This window comes from Photobacterium proteolyticum, assembly GCF_001939735.1.
Classification (GTDB): domain Bacteria; phylum Pseudomonadota; class Gammaproteobacteria; order Enterobacterales; family Vibrionaceae; genus Photobacterium; species Photobacterium proteolyticum.
Genome location: NZ_MJIL01000087.1, coordinates 236,116 through 252,546, shown reverse-complemented (window position 1 = coordinate 252,546; position 16,431 = coordinate 236,116). Strand labels below are relative to the sequence as shown.

Below are 16,431 nucleotides of genomic sequence, written 5' to 3'. Positions count from 1 at the left end.
CCTTAAAGGTAGTGATACTGACTGTCAACAATTGTATTTTTAGTTGTAAATATTACTTTACGTCTTGGGTGGTGGGTAAGTCAGGGTGTTGACTTTTCCAAAAAACACACAAGTGCGTGGGGCCGGCTATAAAATCAACTTTATATTTGTGCCTGGCCTGCGCGGCTCGACCTAGTAGTAAAGTAATTCTCGCTGAAACTAGCATCTTGAGGTAGCTTGGGTATAAGGTGTATTAGATACCGATCATAATGACAAAAAGAGGGAAAGCATGTTGCAAGTAGCAATGATCAGTACCGGGGAAGAAGTACTGCATGGGGATATTGTCGATTCAAATGCCGCATGGCTATCGCGTTTGTTTTTCCAACATGGTTTTCCTTTGTCCCGCAGAACGACTGTTGGCGATAAGCTTGAAGGCTTAGCGGCTGAAATTGAGCATTGTAGCCTAACGGCTGATATTGTAGTGGTTAATGGTGGGCTGGGGCCGACAACGGATGATTTAACTGCTCAGGCGGCTGCTATTGCTGCTGATTCTGGCCTGGAGCAGTCGGACTACTGGGTCCGGCAGATGCAAGCCAAGTATCAGGCTCTCGGGCGGGAGATGCCTAAAACAAACCTCAAGCAGGCAATGCTGCCTGAAGGGGCTGAATTGATCGAGAACCCGATTGGCACAGCCTGTGGTTTTGTGATCAAGCTTAATCGGGCATGGGTCTATTTTACGCCCGGTGTTCCCAGTGAGTTTAAGAAGATGACGCAGGAGGAAATTCTGCCTCGTCTTAAGTCAAAGTTTGATACTGTTCATGCGCTTGACTGCCATCGGTTTTACACCTTTGGTCTGTCTGAGTCAGGGATCGGTCAAACGCTGGCATCTTTGCAACTGCCTGCCGGATTTGAAGTCGGGTATCGCTCTTCGCTACCGTTTATTGAAGTAAAGCTATTTACGCCCCGGGCAGCCGAGCTGGCAGCCTCGGTACAGCAACAGATGATTGAGTTGTTAGGCGATAATGTTGTCAGCGTTGATGTTGACTTGGTGCAACATGTGGGTCAAAAGCTGGTGGCGACCGATCAGCGCCTGACGGTTGTTGAGCATTTTACCGGCGGCTGGCTAGCAAATTGGTTGCAGGATCATGACGAGAGCAGAAATGCCTTACAGCAGGCCTGGACAATGTCGGCAGAGCCAAACTTAGAAAGTGAAAGCCCGAAAGAAGTCGCGGCGGTAGCCGCTGCCGTTTGTGAAGAAGTGGGAGCTCAGTTGGCATTGGTATCGGGAGCCTGTTATAACGGGGGAGTGATTGTAGCGCTGTCGACTCCGACGGGGAGTTGGGCACAACGGATCACGCCTAAACGTAACTATAATCACCGTGCCCAGCGCAGTGTCATTGCCACCGTCATGTTAGATATGCTGAGAAGGTACCTAGATCAATGTCCGGTTATCGGCCAGTATGAATCACTGGCAACAGAGCAGGAAGTATTTCTCTTGCTTTAATAAGTTAAATTGTTATTTAAAGCTGTCATTTGGCAGCTTTTATTTTTTATTCTAATGACCCTATTACTAATAGAACTATCATTATAATTAACAATGAATTGTATTTGTTTTATATGGATATTGGCTGAAATCTAAAGTAAAAAGATATATTTATCGCAAAAAATAATGTTTGCAACTTAGTGTCGGTTGCAAAAATATGTGAATATTATCATTGCTATGATAAGGTCAATATCATATTTGAACTGTTCGTTTGATCCGCTCTTTTTATTTGTCGAAATAGTATGTAGTATCCCCACTATAAAGATAAAAATTAGACATCACTTCCATATTTTAATGAAAAATAACTAAACAAGTTGGCTTGGATGCATGGTGATAATAATAAAACATCGAAGCGAAAAGGTTTAGGAAATCAGACAGGTACTAACCGCTCCTTATTTAGAGATGTGGTTGTTATTTATTTACTGACATTTTTTCTTAGCTTGCCCTTTTATTTCTGGAAGCTCCATGCGGATCTTTCGATATTAGGTGAAGATGCGCTATCTCGAATTAATAGTTTTGTTGATAATACTGCTGCGAGCCTTCAGCCGTTGCTGATGGACAATATGGCCTGTACGCCGGGTGATGTCGGGGCGTTGCGTAAAACGGTTTTCCTTTTATATCGTGTGAAAGAGATAGGCCTGATTAACCAGGATAACAGAGTATACTGTACCAGTAACCTTGGCCGGACATCGATACGTATTTTTCCCAGTACGATTGCGCGCTGGCCGGAAATCGCTGGCAGCAGAACACTTTCTTTAACCCGGGCGAAAACGGGGAAGACCCAATCCTTTTTTGTATACCTGCGTGGCCAGGATGGCATGGGGGCAAATGCACTGATCCCGCCCGATGTTCTTACTGAGTTAGTTGGAAATGGGCTGCCGTTTGATAATTTACCCTTTGTCGTTACTGTTGCGGGAAAGCCTCAACTGAGTGATCACAATAGCATTGATGTTAATGAGGCAAAACATCAGGTGAGTGTCTTGAATTTTGCCTCTCCCCAGTACCCGCTAGAGCTTGAGTTTCTGGTGACGCCGAGGTTTAAATTACATTATTTGATAGAGCAGTACTGGATATCGATACTGCTTGGTAGTGTTTTTAGTCTTATTTATGCCTATGCGAGCCACCGCAGGGTATTACGCCAGTCTTTGCCGGCCACGTTTGAGTGGGCACTAAAAAATCGCGAACTGGAAGTCTACTTTCAGCCAATCGTTGATCCTCGTATCGATAATCCCCTTGGCTTTGAATTGCTATTGCGCTGGCAACATCCGGTTCATGGGATGATTTCGCCGCTAATATTTATTCCGCTGGCCGAGCAACTGGGAAAAATCTCCGCGCTCACCGATTTCGTACTCGACACGGCTATCGATTTTATTCGAGACAATGAAGCCCTGATGGACTCGCGTTATCTGTCGGTGAATATTAGCCGTCACTCACTGCTCGATCACGAGTTTGCGGATCGTATCTGCCAGCGTTGCAATAACGACAGGCTGATCACCAAGCACTTGCTTCTGGAGGTGACCGAGGAACTGGCCTTTTCGGAGTCGGAGATGGTGACTGTCATCGCCCAGCTCAACCGGCTACAGACCTGCGGTTTTCGAATTGCAGTGGATGATTTCGGCACCGGTTATTCTGGGCTTGATTTGATCCGGCGTTTTCCGTTCGACGTGGTTAAAATCGACAAGGTCTTTATTAAAGAGCTCGTAGAAGAAGGCACCGCCATTCCGCTTCTGGATTCGATGATAGAACTGGCTCGTCGCTTGGATATGTCGATTATAGCCGAAGGCGTGGAGACAGTTCAGCAGGCAGAGAGCCTGCTGCAGCGAGGGGTGAACTATCATCAGGGGTTTTATTATGCTAAACCAATGCCGCAGCGGACATTGCTGGAATGGTTGAATACATTCAAGCGGCCTACGCTGAGCGAAGAGGTAGAGTTGGTGTCGTAGTTAGTTGCTAGCTGTTGGCGGCTTCGGCCTGTGGGTTTTCTGCCAGCAGGTAATCGAATTCGATCTCGAGGTTGCTCTTGGGCACCGAGCAGCAGGATAATACTTCGTTAGGGGCGACAAAAGCCATCACATCATCCTGATTGACGGCACCGGCCTTCAATTTGCAGCGGCACGCACCGCACATGCCGTTTCGGCACTGGAACTCAGGTTGCAGGCCGGCTTTTTCCAGTTGGTTTAGTAACGGTTCACGGCTGTTGCCGTGAACCGTTTGTCCGTTAACCTTGATGGTCAATTGACTCATAGCTCGAAGTCACCCAGATCGTCGGCGCTGACGTCGTTGTCAATTTGACCGACTAAATATGAGCTGATCTCAGCTTCCTGCGGGGCAACCTGAACGTTGTCCGAAGATAGCCATGAGTTTATCCACGGAATTGGGTTTTGCGTCGCACCCGGATAAGCATGCTCAAGGCCAACCGCTTTCATGCGCAGGTTGGTAATGTATTCGACATACTGGCACAGGATGTCTTTGTTCAGACCGATCATTGAACCATCTTTGAACAGGTATTCCGCCCACTCTTTTTCCTGTTCGGCAGCCTCTTTGAAGATATCGAAGCACTCTTGCTCACACTCTTGGGCGATCTCAGCCATCTCAGGATCGTCCTGACCGGTACGCAGCAGGTTCAGGATATGCTGGGTGCCGGTTAGGTGAAGTGCCTCGTCGCGGGCAATCAGCTTGATGATCTTGGCATTACCTTCCATCAGCTCGCGCTCGGCGAAAGCAAACGAGCAGGCAAAGCTGACGTAGAAGCGGATCGCTTCCAGCGCATTGACCGACATCATGCAAAGATAAAGCTTCTTCTTGATCTCACGAAGGTTAACCGTAACGGTTTCACCGTTAATGGTATGGGTACCTTCGCCCAGGCGATGATAATCATTGGTGGCAGAGATCAGCTCGTCATAGTATTTCGAGATATCGCCGGCACGTTTGATGATGTGCTCGTTATCAACGATATCGTCAAACACAATGGCCGGATCCGTCACGATGTTGCGGATAATATGGGTATAAGAGCGCGAGTGGATCGTTTCTGAAAACGACCAGGTCTCAATCCAGGTTTCAAGCTCCGGGATCGAAACAATTGGCAGTAGCGCAACGTTCGGGCTGCGGCCCTGAATGGAATCAAGCAAGGTCTGATACTTCAGGTTGCTGATGAAAATGTGTCTTTCGTGATCGGGCAGATTATTGTAATCAATGCGGTCGCCCGATACGTCCACTTCCTCCGGACGCCAGAAGAAGGAAAGCTGCTTTTCAATCAGCTTTTCGAAAATTTCAAATTTCTGTTGGTCATAACGAGCAACGTTGACTGACTGGCCGAAGAACATCGGTTCTTTTAGCTGATCGTTATTGGTTTGACAAAAAGTGCTATATGCCATCATATCCTCAACATCGATGGGAGCTTAAGCTCCCATCGTTTCAATTCAGTTAAATCTTGCAGCTGGTGCAGTCATCTGCGCCTGCATCACCCTGGCTGTCTGAAGCGCCGTCGCGGGTGTTGTGGTAGTACAAGGTTTTCACGCCGAGTTTATACGCTGTTAGCAGGTCTTTTAGCAAGAGCTTCATCGGTACTTTGCCGCCCGGCTGGATGCTCGGGTCGTAGTTTGTATTGGCTGAAATCGCCTGATCGATGAATTTCTGCATGATACCGACCAGCTGCAGGTAGCCGTCGTTGCTGCCGATGTTCCAAAGTAGCTCGTAGTTGTCTTTGTACTTGCTGTACTCAGGTACAACTTGCTTCAGGATACCGTCTTTCGACGCCTTGACTGATACGAAACCACGTGGTGGCTCGATACCGTTGGTTGCGTTCGAGATCTGAGAGGAGGTCTCAGATGGCATCAGGGCAGACAGGGTTGAGTTGCGCAGACCGTGTGTTTTGATCTCTTCGCGCAGCGTTTCCCAGTCGTAGTGAAGCTCTTGGCTACAGATCTTATCGATGTCCTGCTTGTAGGTATCGATAGGCAGGATGCCCTGAGCATAGGTGGTTTCGTTAAATGACGGGCACGCGCCTTGCTCTTTTGCCAGACCGACAGATGCTTTCAGCAGGTAGTACTGCATTGCTTCAAATGCCTGGTGAGTCAGGTTGTTTGCGCTGCCGTCTGAGTAGCGAACACCGTTTTTCGCCAGGTAGTAGGCAAAGTTAATCACACCGACACCCAGGGTACGGCGGTTCATTGTCGAGCGGCGTGCAGCCGGAAGCGGATAGTCCTGGTAATCAAGCAGGGCATCCAGCGCGCGAACAGTCAGATCGGCCAGCTCTTCCAGATCATCCAGTGAGTCGATAGCACCCAGGTTAAACGCTGATAGCGTACACAGGGCGATCTCGCCGTTTTCGTCTTCAACGTTGTTCAGTGGTTTGGTCGGCAGGGCAATTTCCAGACATAGGTTAGACTGGCGAATTGGTGCAACAGCCGGATCAAACGGGCTGTGGGTGTTGCAGTGGTCGACGTTCTGAATGTAGATACGGCCGGTAGATGCACGCTCTTGCATCAGCAGCGAGAATAGCTCAATGGCCTTGATGGTCTTGCGCTTGATGCTGCTGTTTTGCTCGTACTTCACGTACAGGCGTTCAAATTCGTCCTGGTCGGCAAAGAATGCATCATACAGGCCAGGAACATCTGATGGTGAGAACAGGCTGATGCTTTCACCCTTGATAAGGCGGGTGTACATAAGCTTGTTGATCTGAACACCGTAGTCCATGTGACGGACGCGGTTTTCTTCAACACCACGGTTGTTCTTAAGAACCAGTAATGACTCGACTTCACCGTGCCAAATTGGGTAGAACAGGGTTGCGGCACCGCCTCGAACACCGCCCTGCGAGCAACATTTTACGGCAGTCTGGAAATATTTGTAGAACGGGATACAGCCGGTGTGGAAGGCTTCACCGCCACGAATTTCCGAGCCAAGAGCACGAATGCGGCCAGCGTTGATACCGATGCCGGCACGCTGGGAAACGTAACGTACGATCGAGCTTGCTGTGGCATTGATTGAATCCAGGCTATCGTCACATTCGATCAGTACACAGGAGCTGAACTGGCGTGTCGGGGTACGTACACCAGACATGATAGGTGTCGGTAGTGAAATCTTGAATGTTGATACCGCATCATAGAAACGCTTGATGTAGCCAAGGCGGGTTTCTTTCGGATACTTGCCGAACAGGCAGGCAGCGATCATCATGTACAGGAACTGGGCGCTTTCGAAAATTTCGCCTGTCACACGGTTCTGAACCAGGTACTTGCCTTCCAGCTGTTTAACAGCGGCATAAGAGAAGTTCATATCACGCCAATGGTCAATGTAGCTGTCCATCAGGTCAAACTCTTCTTTGCTATAGTCTTCGAGCAAATGGTTGTCGTACTTACCTTTTTCTACAAGGTTCGTAACGTGGTCAAAAAGTTTTGGTGGCTCGAACTGACCATAGGCTTTCTTGCGCAGGTGGAAGATAGCAAGACGTGCAGCAAGGTACTGATAGTCTGGTGTTTCTTCTGATATCAAGTCAGCCGCTGCTTTGATGATGGTTTCGTGAATATCCTCAGTCTTGATCCCTTCGTAAAACTGAATGTGAGATTTTAGCTCGACTTGTGATACGGAGACATTTTCCAGGCCTTCGGCAGCCCAGGTGATCACTCGGTGGATTTTCTCCAAATCGATACTTTCTTTGCGTCCATCACGCTTGGTAACAGTTAGCTGTTGATTCATTTTTGGTCTTTTTCCCAGTATTTCTTGAATAACAGTGTTTTTTGCAACTTTCACATTAAGAGTAGCAAAGATTGTGATCTTTGTTCACTTCCTGCGGTGAAACGAAAACACTATATATTGGGGTGTTGAGCTTATGGGGTTACAAGATAGTGATGAAAGGGCCGTTTGGCAAGGCGGTAATTTTTAACCGCCTGTGGATAACATGGGGATGGCAAAAAAAATGTTAGCGTTCACTAACTGATTTAGACAGATGCGCCAATATAATAGAAAAAATCAAATAAAATCCGAGGGAAAAATTATCAGGATAAAAAAAAATTCCCTTGATTTTTATCAATTTTGACGTACTCAAGATGCGGTGAACTTATTGATTAAGAAATGACTTATTCTGAGTCCTGATGATTGTTCTGCAGCTCAAGCATATCTATCAACGCTTCGGGCGTTGGCAGGATACCTTTGGCCTGCCAGGTGCTCGGGGTATGATCCTCACCGATATATCCCCAACCGGCAACATACCCATGCATACGGGCAGCATTGGCCGCTATCATGTCTTTTTCTATGTCACCGATATAGGCACACGCCGTATGCGCGATGCCAAGCATTTCACTGGCGTGAAGCAATGGCTCTGGATGCGGCTTGGCAACGGTTAGCGTATCACCACATACAATGACTTGTGCTTTTTGCAGCTCAGGGAAAAACGGTAGCAGCAACTCGGTCAGAAAACCGGGCTTGTTGGTCATGATCCCCCAGGGAATACGCTGGTGATCGAGATAGGCGAGTAGCGGGTTGATGCCGCGGTAGATGGATGTGCCGTCGCAGATGTTCTGCTGGTAATAGCCGAGAAACTCACGTCTGAGCTGCTGGGCATCCAGGTGGGAGGGAATAGAGCCGAAGCCCGCGGTTAGCAGCCCTTTAGCCCCGTAACTGGTATTGGCCTGAATTTGTTCCTCGGTGAGCGGGCCGTGGTCATAGTCCGCCAGTACTTTGTTGGCGGCCTCGGCCATGTCGGGCGCAGTGTCCAGTAAAGTACCGTCGAGATCAAACAGTACGGCTCTGATAGGCAGGCTCATGATTACAATATCCTTATCATAAAGAGGGGACTATCGTACCTTATCCAATTGAAATAGTTGGCGGTAACGTAAAATATTGCGAGTTACTTTTCTTATTGTAGCCGCAGAAAACACGGGTGTGTTGAAAGTCGCTGAAGAGGTCGTATCCGGGTTTTACTGAAGGGCGCCGAAAAGCGCCCTTGCGAAACCGGTTAGGGTTTGACGGTATGGACAATGTAGTTGACGTCTACATTGTTACCCAGCCAGTAGTTGTCGGTAAGCGGGTTATAGTGGAGGCCGGTAATGTGGCGCTCCTGCAGCGGGGTTTGGTCGATCATGTCAATCAGTTCTGATGGCCGAATGAACTTATTGTGATCGTGGGTTCCCTTGGGAACCAGTTTCAATAGCTGCTCGGCCCCGACAATGGCAAACAAGTAGGATTTGATGTTGCGGTTGAGGGTCGAGAAAAAGACATGGCCGCCAGGCTTTACCATTTTGGCACATGACGCGATGACGGAAGCGGGATCCGGTACGTGTTCAAGCATCTCCATACAGGTCACGACATCGTAGGTTTGCGGGAACATGTCGGCATGCTCTTCGGCGGTTCGCTGGACATATTCCAGTTTGGTGCCAGTTTCCAGTGCATGAAGGCGAGCGACAGTAAGTGGTTCCTTACCCATGTCGAGGCCCGTTACGTCTGCGCCTTCTACAGCCATGCTTTCGGCCAGAATGCCACCGCCGCAACCTACATCAAGGACTTTTTTGCCAAACAGGCCGCCAGCATTATCGATGACGTAATTCAGGCGTAATGGATTGATTTGATGAAGTGGTTTGAATTCACCCTCCAGATCCCACCAGCGGGAGGCCATTTCTTCAAATTTACTGATTTCTGCCGGATCGACATTCAACTGCTTGGTCATTCTTATCGCCATTTCCTTTATTGGTGGCGACATTATAGCGGAAGACCGGAGCAGGAAATAATAGTTTTTGTTGCCTGGGCAGACGATAAGCGGCGAGGGGGCAGGCCGCAGATTTTGGACGTTCCTAGAAAAGGAAGCAGCAGATCAAGGCTACTGCTTCAGGTTTTCCCCTGTTCGGTTTGATACGAGTCTGGGAGTAGGGTGCTTGGGGTATGATCATTGTTAACTGTTGTTAAATGCCAGCAATTCAGGGCTGAGAGAGCCTGAAAAAACCGTCATTGCAGCGAGAATTAGCATTAAAATGTATTTACCGCCAATGATGCACAGTCCGATGGTGTTGATAGCTTTGCCTAACATAGTGACCTCACTTATTTTCCCTTGAAAAATATCAGTGTGCAGGTCCGTTTCATATTGCTAAACGGTTGGGTGCAACAGCAATTTTACGCCGCATTATGATGATTAAAGTGACCTTGATCAGATAACCATTCAGCTTTCAGTCAGGTTTTGCGCCAAGTTGCATAAAAAGCGACAAGATCCATTTTTTACAATTGGTAGCACTTTTTTTATTTTGAGAAAAATCTCAATTCATCGAAGTGGGTGAAAAATAACCGTTTGAGCGTGATTAATGCCAGAAAGGCGTCAAGTTAGTGTCTGATTTTTGGTAAATCCGCTAAATTACTCACAACATAAATTGTGAAAGGTGTGCCTATCTAGGCTGATTTATGCTATATTCTCGCACCTTGCACGTATAAAAATACGACAGAAATTACCTGAGGGATATTGGCTCCATGAGCGATCTTGCAAAAGAGATCACGCCCGTAAACATTGAAGAGGAGCTGAAAGGCTCATACCTCGACTACGCGATGTCAGTTATCGTGGGTCGTGCTCTTCCGGATGTGCGTGATGGCCTTAAGCCAGTGCACCGTCGCGTATTGTTCGCGATGAATGTGCTAGGCAATGACTGGAATAAAGCATATAAAAAATCAGCCCGTGTGGTTGGTGACGTAATCGGTAAATATCACCCACACGGTGATAGCGCGGTCTACGACACCATCGTACGTATGGCGCAACCTTTCTCTCTTCGCTACATGCTGGTAGATGGTCAGGGTAACTTCGGTTCTATCGATGGCGACTCCGCGGCTGCGATGCGTTATACCGAAGTTCGTATGGCAAAAATTGCCCACGAGCTGCTGGCCGATCTAGATAAAGAAACGGTTGACTATGTGCCTAACTATGATGGCACTGAACAGATTCCGGCAGTACTGCCTACGAAAATTCCGAACCTTCTGGTTAACGGTGCTTCGGGTATTGCCGTCGGTATGGCGACGAACATTCCGCCGCACAACCTTGGCGAAGTCATCGATGGCTGCCTGGCCTATATCAATGATGAAGACATCACCATTGATCAGCTAATGGAATATATTCCAGGTCCGGACTTCCCGACAGCGGCACTGATCAGCGGTCGCAAGGGCATTATTGATGCCTATAAGACCGGGCGCGGTAAAGTTTACATGCGCTCAAAAGCCGAGATCGAAGCGGACAAGAATGGCAAAGAGACCATTATTGTTACCGAGATCCCGTATCAGGTGAACAAAGCTCGCCTGATCGAGAAGATCGCAGAGCTGGTCAAAGATAAAAAAGTTGAAGGCATCAGTGCACTGCGCGATGAGTCTGACAAAGACGGTATGCGTATTGTTATCGAGTGTCGACGTGATGCGACTGGCGAGGTTGTGCTGAACAACCTGTACGCTCAGACGCAGCTACAGACGACATTCGGCATCAACATGGTTGCGCTGGACAATGGTCAGCCTAAGCTTTTCAACCTGAAAGAGATGCTGAAGTGCTTCGTGAACCACCGCCGTGAAGTGGTGACACGCCGTACTATTTACGAATTGCGCAAAGCCCGTGAGCGTGCCCATATCCTTGAAGGTTTGGCACTGGCGCTGGCCAATATCGATGAAATTATTGAGCTGATCAAGAGTGCTCCGACACCGGCTGAAGCGAAAGCTGGTCTGGTTGCGCGTGGTTGGGATCTGGGTAACGTTGCTGCAATGCTGGAACGTGCCGGTACCGATGCGGCACGTCCGGAATGGCTGGAAGAGCAATACGGTATTCGTGACAACCAGTACTACCTGACAGAGCAGCAGGCACAGGCAATCCTTGATCTGCGCCTACACAAGCTGACCGGTCTAGAGCACGAGAAAATCCTGGGCGAATACAAATCGTTGCTGGAAGAAATTGCAGAACTGTTGCATATCCTAGGTAGCTCTGAGCGCCTGATGGAAGTGATCCGTGAAGAACTTGAACTGGTTAAAGAGCAGTTCAATGATCCGCGTCGTACTGAAATCACTGCCGCTAGCCATGATATCGATCTTGAGGATCTGATCACTCAGGAAGATGTGGTTGTTACGCTTTCACACGAAGGCTACGTGAAATACCAGGTGCTGAGTGATTATGAAGCTCAGCGTCGTGGTGGTAAGGGTAAGGCGGCAACGCGAATGAAGGATGAAGACTTCATTGAGCGCCTGCTGGTTGCCAATACGCACGACACCATTCTGTGCTTCTCTAGCCGTGGCCGTATGTACTGGCTGAAAGTGTACCAGCTACCATTGGCGAGCCGTACCGCGCGTGGTAAGCCTATCGTCAATATCCTTCCTCTGGAAGAAGGCGAGCGTATTACTGCAATCCTGCCGGTTAAAGAATACGAAGCAGATAAGTTCGTCTTCATGGCGACGGCAGACGGTACCGTTAAGAAGACACCTCTGACTGACTTCAGCCGTCCGCGTAGCGCAGGTATCATTGCGGTGAACCTACGCGAAGGCGATTCGCTGATTGGGGTCGATGTGACAAACAGTACCGATCAAATCATGCTGTTCTCCGAAGCGGGTAAAGTGGTCCGCTTCTCTGAAGAGCAAGTACGCGGTATGGGCCGTACTGCTGCGGGTGTCCGCGGTATGAAACTGGCCGACGGCGACAAAGTGGTGTCTCTGATCGTTCCTCACAACGAGGGTGACGTGTTGACTGTAACCGAAAATGGTTACGGTAAGCGAACTTCGCTCGAGGAGTACCCATCGAAGAGCCGTGCGACACAAGGTGTTGTATCAATTAAGGTCTCTGAGCGTAACGGCAAAGTTGTCGGTGCTGTTCAGGCCGAAGACGGCGATGAGTTCATGATGATCACCAATGGTGGTACGTTAGTTCGAACTCGTGTTTCTGAAGTCAGCCGCGTTGGCCGTAATACCCAGGGTGTTACACTAATCCGTACTGCTGAAGAAGAGTTGGTTGTTGGCCTGCAGCGTATCGATGAGCCTGAAGAGGAAGACATCATTGATGCCGATATCGAAGATGCAGAAGTAACAGAAGCGCAAGCTGCTGATACCGGCGCCGATTCAGCCGAGCAATCAGATTCTGATGAAGCACCTTCTACTGACGAAGAATAAGCTTCACGACAGACTTGCTTAACAAGAGCGCAGCCTACGGGCTGCGTTTTTTTATGTCTGACGAGGAGCCCAAACGGCTGCTATTTTTCCTGTTGAGTCTGTGAATTGTTCAGTTTGCCCTGAATATCCGGTCAGTTGTTCTTTTTTGCAGAAATACTTGTTGTTAAGGCTTTTCAGCGTACGCATAAAGGTGTAAAAACAAAAGTAATTGATCTTTGTCACACTTAGCCTGCGGGCTCCAGATGTGACAAATAGCTATATTATCCCTATGCAGAGCAGGAGCGAGTCTTACATCATGGAAAAGGTCTACAATTTTTGTGCTGGTCCGGCAATGATCCCAGCAGATGTCTTACAGAAAGCACAGAAAGAATTGGTTAACTGGAGCGGCCTGGGCACCTCTGTGATGGAAATCAGCCACCGCAGCAAGGAGTTTCTTGCGGTTGCCGAGCAATCAGAAAAAGATCTGCGAGAGTTGCTGTCGATCCCTGCTAACTACCATGTACTCTTCTGTCACGGTGGTGCTCGCGGCCAGTTTGCGGCGGTACCGATGAATTTGTTAGGTGAGGCAGATACCGCCGACTATATGGATGGTGGTTACTGGGCTAACAGTGCGGCCAAGGAAGCCGAGAAATACTGTCAGCCGAATGTTGTTGATATTACCTGTGAGCGTGACGGCAAGAAGGCGGTATTGCCTGCATCTGAGTGGCCGCTGTCAGGTGATGCTGCATTTGTACATTTTTGTCCGAATGAAACTATCGACGGTATCGAGATCCGTGATCTGCCGGTGACAGACAAACCGATTGTTGCCGATATGTCTTCGACCATTCTGTCTCGAAAAATCGATGTATCGAAATACGGTGTGATCTATGCCGGTGCCCAGAAAAATATCGGTCCGGCCGGTCTGACGATTGTTATCGTGCGTGATGATTTGCTCGGAAAGGCCAAGCAGGTGTTGCCGAGTATTCTTGACTATACCGTGTTGGTTGATAAGGACTCGATGTTCAATACGCCGCCGACCTTTGCCTGGTATCTGGCCGGGGAAGTGTTTAAGTGGCTGAAAGGGATCGGCGGGGTCGAAGAGATGCAAAAGCGCAATGAGGCCAAGGCTGAAGTGCTATATCGCTTTATTGATCAGTCTGATTTTTACCGCAACGAGGTACACCCTGCGAACCGCTCGCTGATGAATGTTCCGTTCCAGCTGAAAAAGCCGGAATTGGACAAGGTGTTCCTTGAGCAGGCGGATGCTGCCGGCCTGAAGGCACTGAAGGGGCATCGTGTTGTCGGCGGTATGCGGGCGTCTATCTACAATGCCATGCCGCTTGAGGGCGTTCAGGCGCTGGTGGACTTCATGCAGAAATTTGAGCAAGAAAACGCCTAGGAGCTCGAATTCCATATATCAAGGCCTCTCTTTTGAGAGGCTTTTTTATCACTGCTGCGGAAAGATGATCTTGCTGGTATCGAAGCCATTTCGCTCGGCAATCGAGAGGTAGTATTGCACCTTGTCTTCGCGCAGTGATTTGTCGCGGGAAAGAATCCAGAAATAATCTGTGTTATAGCTGCTAACCAAAGCTGTGGAGTAGTCGGGTTCGAGGTGAAAGACAACGTAGCTGCCGTAAAAAGGGCCGAAAAAAGACACCTTGAGGTGGGCTGTATCGTTGGCGCCGACGAACTTGGCCTTACCTTCAGCTTCCTTCCATTCATTCTTCGCTTTGTTATAGCCCCGGTTGATTACTTTGACAGAGCCATCCTCATTAAGACTGTATGTTGCTGAGACTTGGGAAAGGCCCCGTTCAAAGCTGTGGTCAAGACGTGCTATTTCGTGCCAGGTTCCAAGATAACGGTCTATGCTGAACGGTTTGACCGGCGTTATTTGCTCTGGCATACCAGTGCAGCCAGACAAGTAAAATAGAGCAACTGTAGTCAAAAAACGGGTAATAAAGTTCATCTTCTACCTTTTGTCGGGTGACTGTAAGAGTGATGTTTTAGGGTAATACTCGTAGTGTACGTAAGATCTTGACGGATAAGATCACTATTCCAGCCTGGAATGGTAGTGGTGAAGAATATGGTTGCTCAGCGAGTGGCAAGAGGTTCCCGATGCCATTTTATACATATTTCTGCCGATAGCATCAGATATACATCACAATCACTGTACGAAATTTAACCATCCCGATAAACACAGTTTCCCTCAGCGGAAACAGTGTCGAGGCTATTTTCTTGTATCATATGGGGAAATTATTGCGAGGGATTAGCTAGAACGATGATGAGCTCAAATGTATATCAAAAGAAAGCATCAGATTTTCAGTTACTGAGTTTGCAAGGCCGCGACAAGGAGTGCCTGACTTCTTTGTTTAGCGAGCATAAGGCGAGTCAACAGCTGCAGGATGCAACGTGTTACCTGGTTTTCAATCAGCAGAAGCCATTCTTTTATTCACTGAAAAAGCACCTAGTGAGCACTGGGTACTTTTCAGGTAGCGACAGCGAAGCGATGCTTCCGCATGCGGCGGCTGCAAGCGACAGCGCTATTGCAGAAGTAGAAGTCGATTTTCCGCTTGCGCTGTATCGTTCCGCGCTGCGCCATGACATTTTTAATATGCTGGTTTCGCTTAAGGAACAATGCGGCCATTACACGCTGAACCTTCGCTTGCCGCTGGATGAAATTGCGTCCGAGTATGAGCTTAATGATATAGCAAAGTTATGCATTGTTGCCGGTGCAGACAATCTTACCCTGTCACTGACGAGGAGCCTCGATAGTCAACAGGAAGCTCGAATTAATTTGCTTGCCAATCTTTTAAAGCGCTTCTTTGTTTCAGACTCTTGCGGCCTGATTTTTAGCGGGCTGACGACACTTCCTGTCATGCAGCGTATTTCATCCCTGGCCATTGAAATACTTGGCGAAGACTGGGTGGATAATGCATCCCTCAAGTTTGAGTGCTAGAACCAGACAAACAAACAAACCGGTGTCCACGACACCGGTTTTTATATATGTATACCCAAACTACCTCAAGATGCTCGTTTCAGCGAGAATTACTTGGCTTGTAGGCTAGGCACCGATTAGAAAATCTAGTGGCTCTAAATTAATAATCGGTAACAACGCATAGAAGCCAAGTAAACTCGCCCTTTGGGAGTGAGCCAGCGACCCCATTTCTGTGTCAAATAACGTTGAAAGGGAATAGCCATTCCTACCGTCATTTTCCTTGAACTGAGCTCGCTGGACTCACTCTGAATTCTGCATCTTGAGGTAGTTTGGGTATAGATTGGTATTACTCAAGGCAAAAGCGTTTTTCCAGGTAGCAGCGAATAGCCTGCTCGCTGGCGTCAAACTGCGGCAGGGGAAGGTGAGCAGGATCAACCCATTGCCACCCCTCGCACTTATCAGGCTCGCGTAGCTCCAGCTGCCCGCTAAATTCGGTGGCCAGCACAGTTACACTGATGTAGTGCTTGCCGGACTCATGGTAGGTTTGCAGGTTGTTGGTGACGGCAATGACTTTTGGGTTTTTAATCAGCAGCCCGGTTTCTTCTTCTATCTCGCGCGCAGCACACTGGGTAAAGGTCTCACCTATGTCCATGTGGCCACCGGGGATCGAATAGTAGGGCGCGTGGCTATTCTTCCTTTTGCCAATCAAGACGTCTCCCTGGTCGTTAACAATGATCACACCGACCCCGACTTTGGGTGTTTCAGCTGACACATCTCTCTCCTTGTAACGAAAAATCTCTCTGGATGCCTGTGAATTTACGGCTGACTCATCTTACCATTTTCTGTGATATCGATTGGGTTTAATCAGTACTAGCTAACTGAGACATTATTCGCTAAT

General features: G+C 48.4%; 13 protein-coding genes. 5 read left to right on the top strand and 8 right to left on the bottom strand.

Features of this window, described 5'->3' with window-relative positions:
* The first annotated feature begins 268 nt into the window (after window positions 1-268).
* Both BIT28_RS19240 and BIT28_RS19235 read left to right on the top strand, forming a co-directional pair.
* Entirely contained in the window at window positions 269-1,483 is a 1,215-nt protein-coding gene (locus BIT28_RS19240) for a CinA family nicotinamide mononucleotide deamidase-related protein (RefSeq protein WP_075766556.1), read from the top strand.
* A 362-nt stretch (window positions 1,484-1,845) separates the two neighbouring features.
* Window positions 1,846-3,465 (top strand): EAL domain-containing protein, encoded by a 1,620-nt coding sequence (locus BIT28_RS19235; protein ID WP_075766555.1) that lies wholly within the window; start codon window positions 1,846-1,848, stop codon window positions 3,463-3,465.
* 7 nt (window positions 3,466-3,472) lie between these two features.
* On the opposite strand, the gene yfaE is transcribed toward BIT28_RS19235, so the two are convergent.
* The 6 genes from yfaE to BIT28_RS30215 form a co-directional block, all read right to left on the bottom strand.
* The gene (gene yfaE, locus BIT28_RS19230; protein ID WP_075766554.1) at window positions 3,473-3,766 is read right to left on the bottom strand and encodes a class I ribonucleotide reductase maintenance protein YfaE; all 294 of its coding nucleotides are present in this window, start codon (window positions 3,764-3,766) and stop codon (window positions 3,473-3,475) included.
* Window positions 3,763-4,896 (bottom strand): class Ia ribonucleoside-diphosphate reductase subunit beta, encoded by a 1,134-nt coding sequence (gene nrdB / locus BIT28_RS19225; protein WP_075766588.1) that lies wholly within the window; start codon window positions 4,894-4,896, stop codon window positions 3,763-3,765. The genes yfaE and nrdB overlap by 4 nt, the downstream gene beginning before the upstream one ends.
* A gap of 49 nt (window positions 4,897-4,945) precedes the next feature.
* Window positions 4,946-7,213: a class 1a ribonucleoside-diphosphate reductase subunit alpha gene (gene nrdA, locus BIT28_RS19220; RefSeq protein ID WP_075766587.1), complete on the bottom strand. Its 2,268-nt coding sequence runs from the start codon at window positions 7,211-7,213 to the stop codon at window positions 4,946-4,948.
* 380 nt (window positions 7,214-7,593) lie between these two features.
* A complete protein-coding gene (locus BIT28_RS19215; RefSeq protein ID WP_075766553.1) occupies window positions 7,594-8,280 on the bottom strand; it encodes an HAD family hydrolase in 687 nt (228 codons plus the stop codon).
* A 191-nt stretch (window positions 8,281-8,471) separates the two neighbouring features.
* Window positions 8,472-9,179: a bifunctional 2-polyprenyl-6-hydroxyphenol methylase/3-demethylubiquinol 3-O-methyltransferase UbiG gene (gene ubiG / locus BIT28_RS19210; protein WP_075766552.1), complete on the bottom strand. Its 708-nt coding sequence runs from the start codon at window positions 9,177-9,179 to the stop codon at window positions 8,472-8,474.
* A gap of 222 nt (window positions 9,180-9,401) precedes the next feature.
* A complete protein-coding gene (locus BIT28_RS30215; RefSeq protein ID WP_281251582.1) occupies window positions 9,402-9,536 on the bottom strand; it encodes a hypothetical protein in 135 nt (44 codons plus the stop codon).
* 431 nt (window positions 9,537-9,967) lie between these two features.
* On the opposite strand from BIT28_RS30215, the gene gyrA reads away from it, so the two are divergent.
* Together gyrA and serC are read left to right on the top strand one after the other, a co-directional pair.
* On the top strand, window positions 9,968-12,619 hold the full coding sequence (gene gyrA, locus BIT28_RS19205) for a DNA topoisomerase (ATP-hydrolyzing) subunit A (RefSeq protein WP_075766551.1): 2,652 nt from the start codon (window positions 9,968-9,970) through the stop codon (window positions 12,617-12,619).
* A gap of 295 nt (window positions 12,620-12,914) precedes the next feature.
* Window positions 12,915-13,997, top strand: a complete 1,083-nt coding sequence (serC, locus tag BIT28_RS19200; protein WP_075766550.1) for a 3-phosphoserine/phosphohydroxythreonine transaminase — start codon at window positions 12,915-12,917, stop codon at window positions 13,995-13,997.
* Between the two features lie 48 nt (window positions 13,998-14,045).
* On the opposite strand, the gene BIT28_RS19195 is transcribed toward serC, so the two are convergent.
* Window positions 14,046-14,564 (bottom strand): lipocalin family protein, encoded by a 519-nt coding sequence (locus BIT28_RS19195; RefSeq protein ID WP_075766549.1) that lies wholly within the window; start codon window positions 14,562-14,564, stop codon window positions 14,046-14,048.
* Between the two features lie 312 nt (window positions 14,565-14,876).
* Here BIT28_RS19195 and BIT28_RS19190 point away from each other — a divergent pair, with 312 nt between their 5' ends.
* The gene (locus tag BIT28_RS19190; protein WP_075766548.1) at window positions 14,877-15,554 is read left to right on the top strand and encodes a hypothetical protein; all 678 of its coding nucleotides are present in this window, start codon (window positions 14,877-14,879) and stop codon (window positions 15,552-15,554) included.
* 325 nt (window positions 15,555-15,879) lie between these two features.
* Here BIT28_RS19190 and BIT28_RS19180 read toward each other — a convergent pair whose 3' ends face one another.
* Window positions 15,880-16,305, bottom strand: coding sequence for a nucleotide triphosphate diphosphatase NUDT15 (locus tag BIT28_RS19180; protein ID WP_075766547.1), 426 nt, complete (start codon window positions 16,303-16,305; stop codon window positions 15,880-15,882).
* Window positions 16,306-16,431 lie beyond the last annotated feature (126 nt).